Source organism: Streptomyces brevispora (assembly GCF_007829885.1).
GTDB classification, from domain to species: domain Bacteria; phylum Actinomycetota; class Actinomycetes; order Streptomycetales; family Streptomycetaceae; genus Streptomyces; species Streptomyces brevispora.
In genome coordinates this window covers 4,919,625-4,939,987 of sequence record NZ_VIWW01000001.1, presented here as the reverse complement: position 1 = coordinate 4,939,987, position 20,363 = coordinate 4,919,625, and the positions used below count along the sequence as shown (strand labels likewise).

The 20,363-nt window shown below is 65.2% G+C and carries 5 protein-coding genes, 1 tRNA gene and 3 rRNA genes; 1 reads left to right on the top strand and 8 read right to left on the bottom strand.

Features of this window, described 5'->3' with window-relative positions:
• Window positions 1-84: 84 nt before the first annotated feature.
• The 3 genes from FHX80_RS22935 to FHX80_RS22925 form a co-directional block, all read right to left on the bottom strand.
• The gene (locus FHX80_RS22935; RefSeq protein WP_145765914.1) at window positions 85-2,868 is read right to left on the bottom strand and encodes a DNA translocase FtsK; all 2,784 of its coding nucleotides are present in this window, start codon (window positions 2,866-2,868) and stop codon (window positions 85-87) included.
• Between the two features lie 212 nt (window positions 2,869-3,080).
• Window positions 3,081-3,758: a response regulator gene (locus FHX80_RS22930; protein WP_145765913.1), complete on the bottom strand. Its 678-nt coding sequence runs from the start codon at window positions 3,756-3,758 to the stop codon at window positions 3,081-3,083.
• A 245-nt stretch (window positions 3,759-4,003) separates the two neighbouring features.
• Complete coding sequence (locus tag FHX80_RS22925; RefSeq protein WP_145765912.1) at window positions 4,004-9,493, bottom strand: HAMP domain-containing protein; 5,490 nt, start codon at window positions 9,491-9,493, stop codon at window positions 4,004-4,006.
• Between the two features lie 400 nt (window positions 9,494-9,893).
• On the opposite strand from FHX80_RS22925, the gene FHX80_RS22920 reads away from it, so the two are divergent.
• On the top strand, window positions 9,894-12,521 hold the full coding sequence (locus tag FHX80_RS22920; protein ID WP_145765911.1) for a SpoIIE family protein phosphatase: 2,628 nt from the start codon (window positions 9,894-9,896) through the stop codon (window positions 12,519-12,521).
• Between the two features lie 53 nt (window positions 12,522-12,574).
• Here the strand turns inward: FHX80_RS22920 and FHX80_RS22915 are convergent.
• From FHX80_RS22915 to FHX80_RS22895, 5 genes are all read right to left on the bottom strand, one after another.
• Window positions 12,575-12,647: transfer RNA gene (locus tag FHX80_RS22915), tRNA-Thr, on the bottom strand.
• 233 nt (window positions 12,648-12,880) lie between these two features.
• Window positions 12,881-12,997 (bottom strand): 5S ribosomal RNA (gene rrf / locus FHX80_RS22910).
• A 79-nt stretch (window positions 12,998-13,076) separates the two neighbouring features.
• Window positions 13,077-16,201, bottom strand: a 23S ribosomal RNA gene (locus FHX80_RS22905).
• A 299-nt stretch (window positions 16,202-16,500) separates the two neighbouring features.
• Window positions 16,501-18,026, bottom strand: a 16S ribosomal RNA gene (locus tag FHX80_RS22900).
• Together the 16S, 23S and 5S rRNA genes with 1 tRNA gene alongside form the textbook arrangement of a ribosomal RNA operon.
• Window positions 18,027-18,665: 639 nt before the next feature.
• Entirely contained in the window at window positions 18,666-20,351 is a 1,686-nt protein-coding gene (locus FHX80_RS22895) for a ribonuclease J (RefSeq protein ID WP_123462684.1), read from the bottom strand.
• Between the last annotated feature and the right edge of the window lie 12 nt (window positions 20,352-20,363).

Sequence of the window (20,363 nt, the reverse complement as noted above, 5' to 3'; positions counted from 1 at the left end):
CCGGACCGCCCCGTGGAAGGACATCTTGCCGTCCCTCCCCTCAACTTGACGTACGGCCCGACGAAAGGGTTGCCCGGAAAACCCTCACGAACCGGATTCCCCGCGAATCAGTGCCAACACTCCGTCGAGCTCCTCCGGCTTCACCATGACATCGCGTGCCTTGGAACCCTCACTGGGTCCGACGATGTTGCGGGACTCCATGAGGTCCATCAGCCGGCCGGCCTTGGCGAAGCCCACCCGCAGCTTGCGCTGGAGCATCGAGGTGGACCCGAACTGGGTGGAGACGACCAGTTCGGCGGCCTGGCAGAGCAGGTCCAGGTCGTCGCCGATGTCCTCGTCGATCTCCTTCTTCTGCTTCGTGCCGACCACGACGTCCTCGCGGAACACCGGTGCCATCTGGTCCTTGCAGTGCTGGACCACGGCGGCGACCTCGGCCTCGGTGACGAAGGCGCCCTGCATACGGGTCGGCTTGTTCGCCCCCATCGGCAGGAACAGTCCGTCACCCTTTCCGATGAGCTTCTCGGCTCCGGGCTGGTCGAGGATGACCCGGCTGTCGGCGAGCGACGAGGTCGCGAAGGCCAGCCGGGAGGGGACGTTCGCCTTGATCAGACCGGTGACGACGTCCACCGAGGGGCGCTGGGTGGCGAGAACCAGATGGATGCCGGCGGCGCGGGCCAGTTGGGTGATACGGACGATGGAGTCCTCGACATCGCGCGGAGCGACCATCATCAGGTCGGCCAGCTCGTCGACGATCACCAGCAGATACGGGTACGCCGACAGCTCCCGTTCGCTGCCCTCCGGCGTCTTGAGCTTGCCGGTGCGCACGGCATGGTTGAAGTCGTCGATGTGCCGGTAGCCGAACGCGGCGAGGTCGTCGTAGCGGAGATCCATCTCGCGCACGACCCACTGAAGGGCCTCGGCGGCCTTCTTGGGGTTGGTGATGATCGGCGTGATCAGGTGCGGAATGCCCTCGTACGCGGTCAGCTCGACGCGCTTGGGGTCGACCAGCACCATACGGACGTCGTCCGGGGTCGCCCGCACCATCACCGAGGTGATCAGGCAGTTGATGCAGGAGGACTTGCCGGAGCCGGTCGCACCGGCCACCAGGACGTGCGGCATCTTCGCGAGGTTGGCCATCTCGTAACCGCCCTCGACGTTCTTGCCGAGTGCGACCAGCATGGGGTGATCGTCCTCGGCGGCGTCCGCGAGCCGCAGGACGTCTCCGAGGTTGACCATCTCGCGGTCGGAGTTGGGGATCTCGATACCGACCGCCGACTTCCCCGGGATCGGGGAGATGATCCGGACGTCGGGGCTGGCGACGGCGTACGCGATGTTCTTGGCGAGCGCCGTGATCCGCTCGACCTTCACGGCCGGGCCGAGCTCCACCTCGTACCGCGTCACCGTGGGTCCGCGGGTGAAACCGGTGACGGCCGCGTCGACCTTGAACTCGGTGAAGACGTTGGTCAGCGACGCGACGATCGCGTCGTTGGCCGCGCTGCGGGTCTTGCCGGGGCCGCCGCGCTCCAGCAGATCGAGCGAGGGCAGTGAGTAGGTGATGTCGCCGGAGAGCTGGAGCTGCTCGGCGCGGGCCGGCAGCGGCTGCGACTGCGACCGGTCGGGGGCGGGCTTGGTCAGGTCGGGTACGCCGCCGGAGGGCGAGGCGGCCTTCTCCCCCGGCCTCCGGGGGCGCTCCGCCTCTCTGGCGCCCGGCACCGGAGTGCCCGTGCGCTCGCGGTCCACGGAGACGCCCTGGGTGAGGTCGGCGACGACGGGCGAGGGCGGCATGCCGTTGAGTACGGCCCCGTCGAGCGCGGCGGCCGCGGCGGCCGCGACGTCCACCGCGTCCATGGTGCGGTTCATGGCGGGCTGCACGGAGGGCCTGCGCGGCCTGCGTCGCTTGGCGAGGGCGTCGGCCTCCACCCGCTCGGGGTCGTACTCGTCGTACTCGTCGTACGCCTCGGAGCGGCGCACGGAGGAGCGCCGCGAGCGGGCGGGCAGGGCCTCACGCCACTGCTCGTCGTACCGCTCGTCGTCGCTCTCGTCCTGCGCCTCGGGGTCGTACCCGGGGTCGATGATCCCCAGCCTGGAACCGAGCAGCCGCAGCCGCTGCGGAATGGCGTTCACCGGGGTCGCCGTGACGACCAGCAGCCCGAAGACCGTGAGCAGCAGGAGCAGCGGGACGGCGAGCACCTCGCCCATGGTGAAGATCAGCGGTTTGGAGGCGGCCCAGCCGATGAGCCCGCCCGCGTTCTGCATCGCCTCGCTGCCGTCCTCGCGTCCCGGCGATCCGCAGGCGATGTGGACCTGGCCGAGCACCCCGATGACGAGCGCGGACAGTCCGATGACGATCCGGCCGTTGGCCTCGGGCTTCTCGGGATAGAGGACCAGCCGTACGGCGATGGCGCCCAGCAGTATCGGCACGAGGAGGTCGAGCCGGCCGAAGGCGCCGGTGACGAGCATCTCCACGAGATCGCCGACGGGACCGCGCAGATTCGACCAGGTGCCCGCGGCGACGACAAGCGCGAGGCCGAGCAGCAGCAGCGCGACACCGTCCTTGCGATGTGCGGGGTCGAGCCCCTTGGCGCCTCGCCCTATGCCGCGGAACATCGCGCCGATGGCGTGGGCCGCACCGAGCCAGACTGCGCGCGCCAGACGGTACACACCGCTGGTGGGCGAGGGCGCCGGTTTGGGCGCGGCCGCCTTCTTGGCCACCGCCTTCTTGGCGGGTGCCTTCTTCGCGGGCGCGCTCTTCCTGGCGGCGGCCTTCTTCGCCGGCGCGGCTTTCTTCGCCGGACCGGGGCCACCGCCGACGCGCTTCGCGGTGCCCGCCGTGCCCTGGGAACCCTTGCCGGACGTACGTGAGGCCATGGGGCCGAGGTTACCGGTGTCGACGACGGTGAACACGTGCGCGGGCCCGTTCACCCGACCGTGTCGCCCTGTGGCAGCAGCGAACTGACGTGCCTTCATCCGCTCGGCATCGCGTCCTGCCCACCGACCGGCCGGAACCGCCCGTCAGTTGCCGCCGCGCGGGCGTGAAGGCACCTGACGGGAAAGGGCGGTACGGGCGGGCGCCGGAGGCGTTACGAGGGAAGGAGGTTCGGTCCGCCGTTGGCGCCGGGCTCCAGGGCGTCCAGCGCCCGGCGCAGCCCGGTGAGCTTCCGTTCGAGATGGGCGGCGGTGGCCACCGCCCCGGCATCCGCCGACTCGTCGTCAAGCTGCTTGGACAGCGCCTCGGCCTGCTCCTCGACGGCCGCGAGCCGCGCGGAGAGTTCGGCCAGCAGACCGGCGGGCTCCTTCTCGTGGTTCGCGCCGACGTGCACGCCGCCTTCGAGCTGGAGCCGCAGCAGCGCCGCCTGCTCCCGGAGCTGGCAGTTCTTCATGTACAGCTCGACGAAGACCGAGACCTTCGCCCGCAGCACCCACGGGTCGAACGGCTTCGAAATGTAGTCCACCGCGCCTGCCGCGTAACCCCGGAAGGTGTGATGCGGACCGTGGTTGATCGCGGTGAGGAAGATGATCGGGATGTCCCGGGTCCGCTCCCGCCGCTTGATGTGCGCGGCGGTTTCGAAACCGTCCATGCCCGGCATCTGGACGTCCAGCAGAATGACCGCAAAGTCGTCCGTGAGCAGCGCTTTGAGCGCTTCCTCCCCTGACGATGCCCGCACCAGTGTCTGATCGAGCGCAGAGAGGATGGCCTCCAGCGCCAGCAGATTCTCCGGCCGGTCATCGACCAGGAGGATCTTGGCCTTCGGCACCATGGCCCGTCCTCCTCGCCCCGGAATTGCACCGGGCGCCGCCCCAGGGGACGACTCCCTTACGCCGTCCGTCCTTGTGCCGGTCATGGTAACCGCACCCCGCCGGTCACCACACCCTGTCACCGCGATGTCACTGTGCACATACCAGAAACGCGGTGGGAGACCAAAAGGTTCCCCGGGAGCCGCGTTCCCACACCACTTCGGACAGACTCCATCAACAAATCATCATTGATTCGCTCAATCGGCGATCACTCTCCGCGCATCCATCCCTCCATAACGGAAAGCAGATGATCAGGGTCGACCGGCTTGGTGATGTAGTCGGACGCGCCGGACTCGATCGCCTTCTCCCGGTCGCCCTTCATCGCCTTGGCCGTCAACGCGACGATCGGCAGCCCGGCGAACTGCGGCATCCTGCGGATCGCCGAGGTCGTCGCATAGCCGTCCATCTCCGGCATCATGATGTCCATCAGTACGACCGTCACATCGTCGTGCTGTTCCAGGACTTCGATCCCCTCGCGCCCGTTCTCCGCGTACAGAACCGCCAGCCCGTGCTGCTCCAGCACGCTGGTGAGCGCGAAGACGTTACGGATGTCGTCGTCGACGATCAGCACCTTCTCGCCGCTGAACCGGAACGTCCTGCGGACCTCGGGCTCCTCCTGGACGGCCGGCGTCCACGGCTCCTGCGGAGCGGCCTGCGCCGCCGGGGAGCCGGTGGGGGCCGGAAGGGCGGGCTGCTGCTGTCCCGCGCCGCCCAGCGCCTTGCGCCGGCGCCGGAACAGCCCTGCCGCGCCGCTCTGGTCCTGCCCGATCCCCGGCTGGCCCTCTCCCCGCCCGAAGTCCTGGAAGCCCGGCCCGCCGAGGCCCTGCCCGATCCCCTGCCCGGTCTCGGGCAGCCGCCCGCCCTCGCCCGCGGCACCGTGCGCCTCGATGGGCCCGGGACCGATCTGCGGGTACCCCTGCGGCGGGAGTTCGCTGGGGTGCAGCGGCAGGTACAGCGTGAACGTCGAGCCCCGGCCGGGCTCGCTCGCCGCATGGATCTCGCCGCCCAGCAGCCGGGCGATCTCCCGGCTGATGGAGAGGCCCAGACCCGTACCGCCGTACTTGCGGCTGGTCGTGCCGTCCGCCTGCTTGAACGCCTCGAAGATCACCAGCATCTTGCTGGACGCGATCCCGATACCGGTGTCGGTCACCGAGAACGCGATCAGATCGGCGTCGGCGTCACGCAGCGAACCGGCCTCCAGCAACTGCTCGCGGATGGCGTTCGGCACCTCGGCCCCCGCATGCCGGATCACCAGCTCGACAGCGCCGCTGTCGGTGAACTTCACCGCGTTGGAGAGCAGATTGCGCAGCACCTGGAGCAGCCGCTGCTCGTCGGTGTGCAGTGTGGCCGGCAGTTCCGGTGACACCCGTACGGAGAAGTCGAGCCCCTTTTCCGCAGTGAGCGGCCGGAACGTCGCCTCCACGTAGTCGACGAGCTGAACCAGCGCGATCCGGGTCGGGCTGACGTCCATCTTGCCCGCCTCGACCTTCGACAGATCGAGGATGTCGTTGATCAGCTGCAGCAGATCGGACCCCGCCCCGTGGATCGTCTCGGCGAATTCCACCTGCTTCGGCGACAGATTTCCCTCGGCGTTGTCCGCCAGCAATTTGGCCAGAATGAGCAGCGAGTTGAGTGGCGTACGCAGCTCGTGCGACATGTTGGCCAGGAACTCCGACTTGTAGCGCATCGAGACGGCGAGCTGTTCGGCGCGCTCCTCCAGGACCTGCCGCGCCTCTTCGATCTCGGTGTTCTTGACCTCGATGTCCCGGTTCTGCTGGGCCAGCAGCTCGGCCTTCTCCTCCAGTTCCGCGTTGGACTCCTGGAGGGCTTTCTGCCGGTTCTCCAACTCCTGTGAACGGTCGCGCAATTGCTCCGTCAGCTCCTGCGACTGCTCCAGCAGCTTCTCGGTCGTCGTATTGACGCTGATGGTGTTGACGCTGGTGGCGATCATCTCGGCGAGCTGGTTGAGGAAGTCCCGCTGGATGTGGGTGAACGGCTGGAAAGAGGCCAGTTCGATCACTCCGAGGACCTTCCCCTCGAAGAGCACCGGCAGCACGATCACATGCGCGGGCGGCGCCTCACCGAGGCCGGACGAGATCTTCAGGTACCCCGGCGGGACGTTGTCCACCTGGATCGTCCGCTTCTCCTCCGCAGCCGTTCCGATGAGCGTCTCACCGGGCCGGAAGGACGTCGGCATGGATCCGGCCGAGTAGCCGTAACTGCCCCGCATCCGGAGCTCGTACGCGCCCTCCCGGTCGCCTTCCGCACCCAGCGCGTCGGTCTCACCGGTCGCCATGGCCAGGAAGAACGCGCCGTGCTGCGCCGAGACGACCGGAGTCAGCTCGCTCATGATCAGCGAGGCGACGTCGTCGAGATCGCGCCGCCCCTGCATCAGACCGGAGATCCGGGCGAGGTTGCCCTTGAGCCAGTCCTGTTCCTTGTTGGTCGCCGTGGTGTCACGGAGGTTGGCGATCATCGTGTTGATGTTGTCCTGCAGGGCCTGGATCTCGCCGGCCGCGTCCACGTCGATCTTCAGATTGAGATCGCCGCGGGTCACCGCGGTGGCGACAGCCGCGATGGCACGCACCTGACGGGTGAGGTTTCCGGCCATCTCGTTCACCGACTCGGTGAGGTCGCGCCAGGTACCGTCGACGTCCCGCACCCGCGCCTGGCCGCCCAACTGCCCCTCGGTACCCACCTCGCGGGCCACCCGGGTCACCTGATCCGCGAACGAGGACAGCTGATCGACCATCGTGTTGATGGTGTTCTTCAGCTCCTGGATCTCACCGCGGGCATCGATGTCGATCTTCTTCGTGAGATCGCCCTTCGCGATCGCCGTGGTGACGGTGGCGATCTGGCGCACCTGACCGGTCAGGTTGGACGCCATCGAGTTCACGGACTCGGTGAGGTCCTTCCAGGTACCGGCGACCCCGGGGACCCTTGCCTGGCCGCCCAGTTCGCCCTCCGTGCCCACCTCGCGGGCGACTCGGGTCACCTCGTCGGCGAACGAGGACAGAGTCGTCACCATCGTGTTGACGGTGTCGGCGAGCTCGGCAACCTCGCCGCGCGCCTCGACGGTGACCTTCTTCGTCAGATCACCGTTGGCGACCGCGGACGAGACCCGGGAGATGTTCCGCACCTGACTGGTCAGGTTGTTGGCCATCAGGTTGACGTTGTCGCTGAGGTCCTTCCAGATGCCCGTGGCGCCGCGCACCCGCGCCTGACCGCCCAGGATGCCCTCGGTACCCACCTCGCGCGCGACCCTCGTCACCTCGTCGGCGAAGTTGAGCAGCTGGTCGACCATCGTGTTGACGGTCGTCACCAGCTCCAGGATCTCGCCCTTGGCGTCGACGGTGATCTTCTTGGAGAGGTCGCCCTTGGCGACCGCGGTGGTGACCTCGGCGATGTTGCGGACCTGAAGGGTCAGGTTGTTCGCCATGCCGTTGACGGACTGGGTGAGGTCCTTCCACGTACCGGACACCCCCTGCACCTCGGCCTGGCCGCCGAGGATGCCCTCCGTACCCACCTCACGCGCGACCCTGGTCACCTGTTCGGCGAAGTTCGAGAGCTGGTCGACCATCGTGTTGAGGGTGTTCTTCAGCTCCAGGATCTCGCCGCGCGCGTCCACGTCGATCTTCTGTGACAGGTCACCGCGCGCCACCGCGGTAGCGACCTGCGCGATGTTACGGACCTGAGCGGTGAGGTTCCCCGCCATGCCGTTCACCGAGTCGGTCAGATCACGCCACACACCGGCCACACCGGGCACCTGGGCCTGCCCGCCGAGCCGCCCGTCCGTGCCCACCTCGCGGGCCACCCGGGTCACCTGCTCGGCGAAGGCGGAGAGCTGGTCGACCATCGTGTTGATGGTGTTCTTCAGCTCCAGGATCTCCCCGCGCGCGTCCACGTCGATCTTCTGCGACAGGTCACCCCGGGCCACCGCCGTGGTCACCTGCGCGATCTGGCGCACCTGGGAGGTCAGGTTCCCCGCCATGAAGTTGACGGAGTCGGTGAGCTCCTTCCACGTACCGGAGACGCCGTCGACCCGCGCCTGACCGCCGAGGCGGCCCTCCGTGCCCACGTCCCGCGCCATCCGCGTCACCTGGTCGGCGAAGGACGACAGCTGCGCCACCATCGTGTTGACGGTGTTCTTCAGCTCCAGCATCTCGCCGGCCACATCGACGGTGACCTTCTGCGACAGGTCACCGTTGGCGACCGCCGTCGTCACCTGCGCGATGTCCCGCACCTGACCGGTCAGGTTCCGGAACGCCGTGTTCACGGAGTCCGTGAGGTCCTTCCAGGTACCGGCGGCACCGGGCACCTCGGCCTGGCCGCCCAGCCGGCCCTCGACGCCGACCTCCCGGGCCACCCGGGTCACTTCCGACCCGAAGGACTGAAGCTGGTCGACCATCGTGTTGACGGTGTTCTTCAGCTCCAGCATCTCGCCGGCCACATCAACGGTGACCTTCTGCGACATGTCACCGCTGGCCACCGCGGTCGTCACCTGCGCGATGTCCCGCACCTGGGTCGTCAGGTTGCGGAAGACGGTGTTCACCGAGTCGGTGAGGTCCTTCCACGTACCCGCGGCGCCCGGCACCTGCGCCTGCCCACCGAGCACGCCCCCGCCACCGACCTCGCTGGCGACCCGGGTGACCTCGTCGGCGAAGGTGCGCAGCGTCTCGGTCATCTGGTTGATGGTCTCGGCGAGCTGGGCGACCTCGCCGCGCGCGCTCACCCGGACCTTCTGCGACAGGTCACCGTTGGCGACCGCCGTCGTCACCTCCGCGATGCCCCGCACCTGGGAGGTGAGGTTCCCGGCCATGGTGTTGACGGAGTCGGTGAGGTCCTTCCACACCCCGGCCACACCCGGCACCGTGGCCTGCCCGCCCAGCTCGCCCTCCGTGCCCACCTCGCGGGCGACTCTGGTCACCTCGGAGGAGAACGACGACAGCTGGTCGACCATCGTGTTGACGGTGTTCTTCAACTGGAGCATCTCGCCGGCCACGTGGACGGTGACCTTCCGGGACAGGTCGCCCTTGGCGACCGCCGTCGTCACCAGCGCGATGTCCCGCACCTGTGCCGTCAGCCGGTACGCCATGGTGTTCACGGAGTCCGTGAGGTCCTTCCAGGACCCGGACATGCCGCGCACCTGGGCCTGTCCACCCAGCTTCCCCTCGGTCCCCACCTCGACCGCGACTCGCGTCACCTGCTCGGTGAACGCCGACAGCTGGTCGACGAGGTTGTTGACCGTACGGGCGACCTTCAGGAACTCGCCGCGCAGTGGCCGTACCGTTTCGTCGGTGGTGTGCGAACGGAGCTCCATCCGCTGCTCCAGATCACCGTCGGCCACCGCCGACAGGACACGCCCGACCTCCGAGACCGGCCGCGCGAGATCGTCGACCAGCTCGTTGGAGGCGTCGATGGCGGCGGCCCAGGACCCCTCGCAGGCGCCCGTCTCCAGCCGCTCGGTAAGCTTGCCCTCCCGTCCGACCACACGCCGCACCCGGGCGAGCTCACCCGTGAGATGGACATTGCGGTCGGCGACTTCGTTGAAGACTGCCGCGATCTCGGCCATCGCACCGTCGCCGGAGACGGTCAGACGCCTGCGGAAATTCCCGTCACGCATGGCCACCAGACCGGCCAGCAGTCTGTTGAGCGCTGCGGCGTCGACTTCGAAGGTTCCATTGCGCTGCTTCTTCACGGACTGTCCGCCTTTAGTGCGCGTGCCTGTTCCCCGCGCCGCCACGTCAGACTCCACCGTGTCCCTCCCGCAGGGTTGACCGTATCGCTCGGGTCTTCTCTGGGAGCTTGCCCAGATCCCGAATGGCTCACCGCCACAGCCCACCGTTGACGGGTGACCATGTGGACGTCAAATCGTTGAAACCTACCAGGCCGGAACCGGTCGGGGTGGAGCGTCCAGAGGTTGTCCCACATCGCTCCGTGGGGAAGCCCACACTTGTCCGGTCACAGGCCCGTATCCGTTCGTTGTTGCCCGAAGTCGGCCCTCGTGTATCCGGTACACGGACGGAGCGTCTAGCCTGGCAAGCGAATCGAAGCGGCGAGAATCGGGCACAGGACTCGGGGAAGCGACGAGACACCATATGGGGAGTGCTGTAATCACGGCGCGTGCGGCTGCCACCTTCGACCCGGTGGGGCGCTCCGTCGCGACCGCCCGCGCCTTTGTCCGCGACACCCTCCAGGGGTGGGGGTACACCGACGTCGTCGACGATGCCGTCGTCCTCACCAGCGAGCTCGTCACCAACGCGGTCGTCCACGCGGGCACCGCCGCGGACGTGCTGTGCCTCCGTACGGAGGACGGCGTCCGGGTCGAGATCTCCGACCACTATCCGGAACGGGAGATCCCCCTCCAGTCCAACGGCCCCGACTTCGGCAGCCCGGACCGGGAGGGCGGCCGCGGCCTGCTGCTGTGCGCGGCACTCGCCTCCCGCTGGGGCGTCGAGTACTCCCCCGCGCACAAACACGTCTGGTTCCAGCTCGATCTCCCCGACCGCCCGGTGGGCATCCGTTCCGCGGGCCCGCTGCTCGCCGTGGACCTCCTCCCGGTCACCGACGAACGAGTCAGGGTCGCCGTCGTCCAGATCGACAGCCTGGGCGCCGTCGCGGCATGGAACGACGACGCCGCGTACCTGTTCGGATACACGGCGGATCAGGTCACCGGCAAGCAGTTGACCGACTTCACCGCCTGGCCGCAGACTCCGGGCACCAACACCGGGATCGCCGACGCGCTCCGTCTCTCCCGCTGGGAGGGCAGCTACGGCATCCGCGCCGCCGACGGCCGCACCATCCCGGTCTACGGCTCCCACCTGCGCGTACGGGACACCCGGGGCGAACCCTCGACGGTCTGTCTGCTGGTCCGCGAATACGAGCGGGCCGTGCTCCAGTCACCGGTACGCACTCCGGTCTCCGACACGAGCGCCGAGGGCCGCAAGACGGACCCCTTCGAGGTCTTCATCGGCTCCCCCGCCCCCGACGACCTCGACGGCCTGCTCCAGCGCACCGTCGAGCGGGCACGCGACCTGCTCGACGCCGACGCGGCGTTCCTGCTGCTGGCCACGGACGACGAGACCGAGCTGGAGGTACGGGCCACGACCGGTCTGCCCTCCGCGCGCCAGCGCTTCGCCCGCGTCCCCGTGGAGGCCGGTACCGGACGGTACGGCTCCGCGCGCATGCCCGCGGTCCACGAGGACCTCGACGCCGTCCCGGGCGCCGTCCCGTTGCTGGGCAACACCGGTATGCGTTCGGTGGTCACGGTCCCGCTGAAGGTCGAGGGCCGTCTGACGGGCTCCCTGGGCGTCGCGGCCGAGGCCGCCGGCCGGTACTCGAACGAGGAGGCCCTGCGTCTCCAGTTCGCAGCGGACCGCATCGCCCTGGCCGTCGAGTCCGCCCGCCTGGGCGAGCTGGAACGGCTGCGCCGCGGTTCCCTCTCCTTCCTCGTCGAGGCGTCGGATCTCCTCGCGGGCACGCTCGACCGGGACCAGACGCTGGCCCTGATGGCTCAGATGACGGTCCCCACCCTGGCCACCTGGTGCGCCGTCTACACGATCGCCGACCAGTCTTCGGACCCATACCTCTCGTACGTGCTGCACGAGGACGAGGAGCGCATCGACGGCCTGAAGGCCCTGCTCTCCAAGATCTCCCCGCCTGACCCGGTGCCGGCCCCCGGTGCCCGGATCTGGTCCGCTCCGTCCGAGGCCGCCCGCCAGGCGGCCCTGCGCACCTCGACGCACAGCATCGGCCTCGGCGACCCCGGCGACCTGGGCGCGGGCATCCGTACGACGCTCGCCACAGCGGCCGCTGTGGGTGGGGAGACGGTGGTCCTTCCGCTCGTCGCCCGCAACCGTGTCATCGGCATGCTCACGCTCGGCAAACCGTCCGACGACCATTTCCGCCAGGAGATTCTGGAACTGGCCGAGGACCTCTCCCGCCGGGCCGCCCTGGCTCTCGACAACGCCCGCCTCTACTCGGAGCGCATGGCGATCAGCCAGTCCCTGCAGCGCAGCCTGCTGCCGCCCGGACTGCCGGACGTACCCAACGTCGAGATCGAGGTCATCTACCGGGCAGCCGGTGAGGGCAACGAGGTGGGAGGCGACTTCTACGACGTCTTCCCGATCCGCGACGGCGCGTACGGTTTCGCCATCGGCGACGTCTGCGGCACGGGCCCGGAGGCTGCGGCCGTGACGGGCTTGGCCCGTCACGCCCTGCGTCTGCTCGCCCGCGAGGGCTTCGGCGGCCCCGCCGTCCTGGAGCGGCTGAACGCCGCCATCCTGGACGAGGGTGCCCGCAGCCGCTTCCTGACTCTGCTGTACGGGGAGCTGTGGCCCCAGGAGGACGGCAGTGCGCTGCTGAAGGTGGTCTGTGCGGGCCACCCGTTGCCGCTGCGGCTGCGCCAGGACGGATCGGTCGAGGCCGCGGCGGAACCGCAGCCACTGCTGGGCGTCATCGAGGACCTGGAGCTGTACGAGCAGACGGTGACGCTCGAACCGGGCGACGTTCTGCTGTGCGTCACCGACGGTGTCACCGAACGCCGTGAGGGCACCCGCATGCTGGGCGACGACGGCTTGGCGGACGTACTGGCCACCTGCACGGGCTTTACGGCGGGCGCGGTGGCGGCACGCATTCTGCGGGCGGTCGAGCGGTTCGCAGCCGATCCGGCCTCGGACGACATGGCCATTCTCGCGATGCGTGTCCCCGAACCGCCGGCCGTATAGATCCGGATACGCGAAAGGCCCCCGCCACTTGGCGGGGGCCTTTCGTCTGTCTGAGCCCCAATGCGGAATCGAACCGCAGACCTTCTCCTTACCATGGAGACGCTCTACCGACTGAGCTATTGGGGCCTTGCTGCCCTGCGGCAACGAGCTAAAGCATACCCTGATCCAGGGGGTGCGCCAAACCATCTGTCGCGTCGTCACCGAGACGCGTCCCAGCGGTGTTTCGGCCCTGGAGCCGGTCTGCCGGCGGACTTCTGCCCGGACCCGCGCTCCGGCACCGCAGCAGCCGGCAAGCGAACAGCCCCCGAACGCAGAAAAGCCCCGTGCCACAAGGGCACGGGGCTTAACTATCAAAAGGAGTTCGGCGGCGTCCTACTCTCCCACAGGGTCCCCCCTGCAGTACCATCGGCGCTGAAAGGCTTAGCTTCCGGGTTCGGAATGTAACCGGGCGTTTCCCTAACGCAATGACCACCGAAACACTATGAAATTAACCAACACCGGAACAAAACACGGCCGTTCGTTATTTCAGAACTAACACAGTGGACGCGAGCAACTGAGGACAAGCCCTCGGCCTATTAGTACCAGTCAGCTCCACCCGTTACCGGGCTTCCACATCTGGCCTATCAACCCAGTCGTCTACTGGGAGCCTTAACCCTTCAAGAGGGTGGGAATACTCATCTCGAAGCAGGCTTCCCGCTTAGATGCTTTCAGCGGTTATCCTTTCCGAACGTAGCCAACCAGCCATGCCCTTGGCAGGACAACTGGCACACCAGAGGTTCGTCCGTCCCGGTCCTCTCGTACTAGGGACAGCCCTTCTCAATATTCCTACGCGCACAGCGGATAGGGACCGAACTGTCTCACGACGTTCTAAACCCAGCTCGCGTACCGCTTTAATGGGCGAACAGCCCAACCCTTGGGACCGACTCCAGCCCCAGGATGCGACGAGCCGACATCGAGGTGCCAAACCATCCCGTCGATATGGACTCTTGGGGAAGATCAGCCTGTTATCCCCGGGGTACCTTTTATCCGTTGAGCGACAGCGCTTCCACAAGCCACTGCCGGATCACTAGTCCCGACTTTCGTCCCTGCTCGACCCGTCGGTCTCACAGTCAAGCTCCCTTGTGCACTTACACTCAACACCTGATTGCCAACCAGGCTGAGGGAACCTTTGGGCGCCTCCGTTACTCTTTAGGAGGCAACCGCCCCAGTTAAACTACCCATCAGACACTGTCCCTGATCCGGATCACGGACCCAGGTTAGACATCCAGCACGACCAGAGTGGTATTTCAACGACGACTCCACAACCACTGGCGTGGCCGCTTCAAAGTCTCCCACCTATCCTACACAAGCCGAACCGAACACCAATATCAAACTATAGTAAAGGTCCCGGGGTCTTTCCGTCCTGCTGCGCGAAACGAGCATCTTTACTCGTAGTGCAATTTCACCGGGCCTATGGTTGAGACAGTCGAGAAGTCGTTACGCCATTCGTGCAGGTCGGAACTTACCCGACAAGGAATTTCGCTACCTTAGGATGGTTATAGTTACCACCGCCGTTTACTGGCGCTTAAGTTCTCAGCTTCGCCGACCCGAAAGTCAGCTAACCGGTCCCCTTAACGTTCCAGCACCGGGCAGGCGTCAGTCCGTATACATCGCCTTACGGCTTCGCACGGACCTGTGTTTTTAGTAAACAGTCGCTTCTCGCTGGTCTCTGCGGCCACCCCCAGCTCACCGAGTAAATCGGATCACCAGTGATGGCCCCCCTTCTCCCGAAGTTACGGGGGCATTTTGCCGAGTTCCTTAACCATAGTTCACCCGAACGCCTCGGTATTCTCTACCTGACCACCTGAGTCGGTTTAGGGTACGGGCCGCCATGAAACTCGCTAGAGGCTTTTCTCGACAGCATAGGATCATCCACTTCACCACAATCGGCTCGGCATCAGGTCTCAGCCTTAATGTGTGACGGATTTACCTACCACACGGCCTACACCCTTACCCCGGGACTACCACCGCCCGGGCTGGACTACCTTCCTGCGTCACCCCATCGCTTACCTAATACAAGTCTGGTTCGTCGGCTCCACCACTACCCTCAACTCCGAAGAGATCGGGCCGGCTTCACGGACTTAGCATCGCCTGATTCAGTATTGGGCGTTTCAAAGCGGGTACCGGAATATCAACCGGTTGTCCATCGACTACGCCTGTCGGCCTCGCCTTAGGTCCCGACTTACCCTGGGCAGATCAGCTTGACCCAGGAACCCTTAGTCAATCGGCGCACACGTTTCTCACGTGTGTATCGCTACTCATGCCTGCATTCTCACTCGTGAACCGTCCACAACTCGCTTCCGCGGCTGCTTCACCCGGCACACGACGCTCCCCTACCCATCCACACAGGCGTTGGCCCTATATATGTGAATGACACGACTTCGGCGGTACGCTTGAGCCCCGCTACATTGTCGGCGCGGAATCACTTGACCAGTGAGCTATTACGCACTCTTTCAAGGGTGGCTGCTTCTAAGCCAACCTCCTGGTTGTCTCTGCGACTCCACATCCTTTCCCACTTAGCGTACGCTTAGGGGCCTTAGTCGATGCTCTGGGCTGTTTCCCTCTCGACCATGGAGCTTATCCCCCACAGTCTCACTGCCGTGCTCTCACTTACCGGCATTCGGAGTTTGGCTAAGGTCAGTAACCCGGTAGGGCCCATCGCCTATCCAGTGCTCTACCTCCGGCAAGAAACACACGACGCTGCACCTAAATGCATTTCGGGGAGAACCAGCTATCACGGAGTTTGATTGGCCTTTCACCCCTAACCACAGGTCATCCCCCAGGTTTTCAACCCTGGTGGGTTCGGTCCTCCACGAAGTCTTACCTCCGCTTCAACCTGCCCATGGCTAGATCACTCCGCTTCGGGTCTTGAGCGCGCTACTAAATCGCCCTATTCGGACTCGCTTTCGCTACGGCTTCCCCACACGGGTTAACCTCGCAACACACCGCAAACTCGCAGGCTCATTCTTCAAAAGGCACGCAGTCACGACGCACCGAGCAAGCTCGATGCGCGACGCTCCCACGGCTTGTAGGCACACGGTTTCAGGTACTATTTCACTCCGCTCCCGCGGTACTTTTCACCATTCCCTCACGGTACTATCCGCTATCGGTCACCAGGGAATATTTAGGCTTAACGGGTGGTCCCGCCAGATTCACACGGGATTTCTCGGGCCCCGTGCTACTTGGGTGTCTCTTAAACGAGCCGTTGATGTTTCAGCTACGGGGGTCTTACCCTCTACGCCGGACCTTTCGCATGTCCTTCGCCTACATCAACGGTTTCTGACTCGTCTCACAGCCGGCAGACCGTGAAAAAGAGATCCCACAACCCCGCATGCGCAACCCCTGCCGGGTATCACACGCATACGGTTTGGCCTGATCCAGTTTCGCTCGCCACTACTCCCGGAATCACGGTTGTTTTCTCTTCCTGAGGGTACTGAGATGTTTCACTTCCCCTCGTTCCCTCCACACTGCCTATGTGTTCAGCAGTGGGTGACAGCCCATGACGACTGCCGGGTTTCCCCATTCGGACACCCCCGGATCAAAGCTTGGTTGACAGCTCCCCGGGGCCTATCGTGGCCTCCCACGTCCTTCATCGGTTCCTGGTGCCAAGGCATCCACCGTGCGCCCTTAAAAACTTGGCCACAGATGCTCGCGTCCACTGTGCAGTTCTCAAACAACGACCAGCCACCCGTCACACACCGCATACACGATGCTTTACCGGGGCCGGCAACCGAAGGACGACCAATGACGGCCGTACCTTCAGATACCCAACAGCGTGCCCGACCCGACCGATCACTTCCCACATTCCACGCCGAAGCAGTACTAGTGAAAAACAACCTGTCGTGCCGAATAGTCAACGTTCCACCCATGAGCTGACCACCGTCGATCATTTGCCGACGTAGTGGCTCTGGATTCCTTGCGGAATCTAGATGCTCCTTAGAAAGGAGGTGATCCAGCCGCACCTTCCGGTACGGCTACCTTGTTACGACTTCGTCCCAATCGCCAGTCCCACCTTCGACAGCTCCCTCCCACAAGGGGTTGGGCCACCGGCTTCGGGTGTTACCGACTTTCGTGACGTGACGGGCGGTGTGTACAAGGCCCGGGAACGTATTCACCGCAGCAATGCTGATCTGCGATTACTAGCAACTCCGACTTCATGGGGTCGAGTTGCAGACCCCAATCCGAACTGAGACCGGCTTTTTGAGATTCGCTCCGCCTCGCGGCATCGCAGCTCATTGTACCGGCCATTGTAGCACGTGTGCAGCCCAAGACATAAGGGGCATGATGACTTGACGTCGTCCCCACCTTCCTCCGAGTTGACCCCGGCAGTCTCCTGTGAGTCCCCATCACCCCGAAGGGCATGCTGGCAACACAGAACAAGGGTTGCGCTCGTTGCGGGACTTAACCCAACATCTCACGACACGAGCTGACGACAGCCATGCACCACCTGTATACCGACCACAAGGGGGGCACCATCTCTGATGCTTTCCGGTATATGTCAAGCCTTGGTAAGGTTCTTCGCGTTGCGTCGAATTAAGCCACATGCTCCGCTGCTTGTGCGGGCCCCCGTCAATTCCTTTGAGTTTTAGCCTTGCGGCCGTACTCCCCAGGCGGGGAACTTAATGCGTTAGCTGCGGCACCGACGACGTGGAATGTCGCCAACACCTAGTTCCCAACGTTTACGGCGTGGACTACCAGGGTATCTAATCCTGTTCGCTCCCCACGCTTTCGCTCCTCAGCGTCAGTAATGGCCCAGAGATCCGCCTTCGCCACCGGTGTTCCTCCTGATATCTGCGCATTTCACCGCTACACCAGGAATTCCGATCTCCCCTACCACACTCTAGCCTGCCCGTATCGACTGCAGACCCGGGGTTAAGCCCCGGGCTTTCACAACCGACGCAACAAGCCGCCTACGAGCTCTTTACGCCCAATAATTCCGGACAACGCTTGCGCCCTACGTATTACCGCGGCTGCTGGCACGTAGTTAGCCGGCGCTTCTTCTGCAGGTACCGTCACTTTCGCTTCTTCCCTGCTGAAAGAGGTTTACAACCCGAAGGCCGTCATCCCTCACGCGGCGTCGCTGCATCAGGCTTTCGCCCATTGTGCAATATTCCCCACTGCTGCCTCCCGTAGGAGTCTGGGCCGTGTCTCAGTCCCAGTGTGGCCGGTCGCCCTCTCAGGCCGGCTACCCGTCGTCGCCTTGGTAGGCCATTACCCCACCAACTAGCTGATAGGCCGCGGGCTCATCCTTCACCGCCGGAGCTTTTAACCTTCCCCCATGAGAGGGAAAGTATTATCCGGTATTAGACCCCGTTTCCAGGGCTTGTCCCAGAGTGAAGGGCAGATTGCCCACGTGTTACTCACCCGTTCGCCACTAATCCACCCCGAAGGGCTTCATCGTTCGACTTGCATGTGTTAAGCACGCCGCCAGCGTTCGTCCTGAGCCAGGATCAAACTCTCCGTGAATGTTTTCCCGTAATCGGGATGACACCACGAGAGCGGAACAATCAAGTCGGAATAAGACCGATCGCCCACTGTGTCCTCGCTATGTGCATTGCCTGCCAGACCCGTAAGGAATCTGCCAGGACTTTCAAAGGAACCTCGAACCTGCCGAAGCAGGTCGGGGTATCAACATATCTGGCGTTGACTTTTGGCACGCTGTTGAGTTCTCAAGGAACGGACGCTTCCTTTGTAATCACCGCAGAACATTTTCTGTGGCTTTCCTCCGGGCGCTTCCCTTCGGTCTTGCGTTTCCGACTCTATCAGACTCTTTCGTGTCCGATTCCCGGTCGAAGCGGGTTTCGCATTTTCGCTTTCCAGTTCTTCGCTTTCGCGTTTCCCTTTCCGGCGGTTCCAACCTTACCAGACTCGATTTCGTTCCGTTTCCGGTTCGAATTTGAATTCCGGTGGCCGTTGAAGTGGCCTTGCCTTTCGGCGATCCCGACTTTATCAGAAGTTCTGAGTCGGAATTTCCATCCCCTGCGGGAGGCTCGCAGCGCACAAGTGTGCGTGGTGCTTCCCGGTGAGGCGGAGACGTAAACGTACTGGAGCGGGGCTCCCCGATGCAAATCGGGGGCCCCGCTCCGGAGTTCGCGCCTGTCGGGGTCAGACCTCGACGACGACGGGAAGGATCATCGGGCGCCGGCGGTAGGTGTCGGAGACCCACTTGCCCACCGTACGGCGGACCAGCTGCTGGAGCTGGTGCGGCTCCATCACGCCGTCCTGGGCCGACTTGTTCAGCGCGTCCTGGACCTTCGGTACGACCGCGCTGAACGCCGAGTCGTCGATGCCGGAGCCCCGGGCCTGGATGTGGGGGCCGCCCACGATCTTGCCGGAAGAGCTGTCGACCACGATGAACACGGAGATGATGCCCTCGTCACCGAGGATGCGACGGTCCTTGAGGGAGGTCTCGGTGACGTCGCCGACCGAAAGGCCGTCCACGTACACATAGCCCGCCTGGACCTTGCCGACGATCTTGGCCTTGCCGTCGATCAGGTCGACGACCACGCCGTCCTCGGCGATGACGATGTGGTCCTTGGGAACGCCGGTGAGGGCGCCCAGTTCGGCGTTGGCGCGGAGGTGGCGCCATTCGCCGTGGACCGGCATCAGGTTCTTCGGCTTGCAGATGTTGTAGAAGTACAGCAGCTCGCCGGCCGAGGCGTGGCCCGAGACATGGACCTTGGCGTTGCCCTTGTGGATGACGTTGGCGCCCCAGCGGGTCAGACCGTTGATCACGCGGTAGACCGCGTTCTCGTTGCCGGGGATCAGCGACGACGCCAGGATGACCGTGTCGCCCTGGACGATACGGATCTGGTGGTCGCGGTTGGCCATCCGGGACAGGGCCGCCATCGGCTCGCCCTGGGACCCCGTGCAGACCAGCACGACCTCGTCGTCCGGCAGGTCGTCGAGGGTCTTGACGTCGACGACCAGGCCCGCGGGAACCTTCAGATATCCCAGGTCACGGGCGATGCCCATGTTCCGGACCATCGACCGTCCGACGAAGGCGACCCTGCGGCCGTACTCGTGGGCCGCGTCGAGGATCTGCTGGATGCGGTGCACGTGGCTGGCGAAGCTCGCCACGATGATCCGCTTCTGGGCATTGGCGAACACCGTGCGCAGGACGTTCGAGATGTCCCGCTCGGGCGGTACGAAGCCGGGGACCTCCGCGTTGGTCGAGTCGGAGAGCAGCAGGTCGATGCCCTCCTCACTCAGCCGCGCGAAGGCATGCAGGTCGGTGAGGCGGCCGTCCAGCGGAAGCTGGTCCATCTTGAAGTCGCCGGTCGCGACGGCCATGCCCGCAGGGGTACGGATGGCGACCGCGAGAGCGTCCGGGATGGAGTGGTTGACCGCGATGAACTCGCAGTCGAAGACGCCGATGCGCTCGCGCTGGCCCTCCGTGACCTCAAGGGTGTACGGACGGATGCGGTGCTCCTGGAGCTTCGCCTCGATGAGCGCGAGGGTCAGCTTGGAGCCGATCAGCGGGATGTCCGCCTTCAGACGCAGCAGATACGGGACACCACCGATGTGGTCCTCGTGGCCGTGCGTGAGGACGATGCCCTCGATGTCGTCGAGACGGTCCCGGATGGTCGTGAAGTCCGGAAGGATCAGGTCGATTCCGGGCTGCTCCTCCTCCGGGAAGAGCACGCCGCAGTCGACGATGAGCAGGCGGCCGCCGTACTCGAAGACCGTCATGTTGCGGCCGATTTCGCCGAGGCCGCCCAGCGGGGTGACCCGCAGGGCGCCCTTCGGGAGCTTCGGCGGGGTGCCGAGTTCAGGATGCGGATGACTCAAAAGACTCTCCTT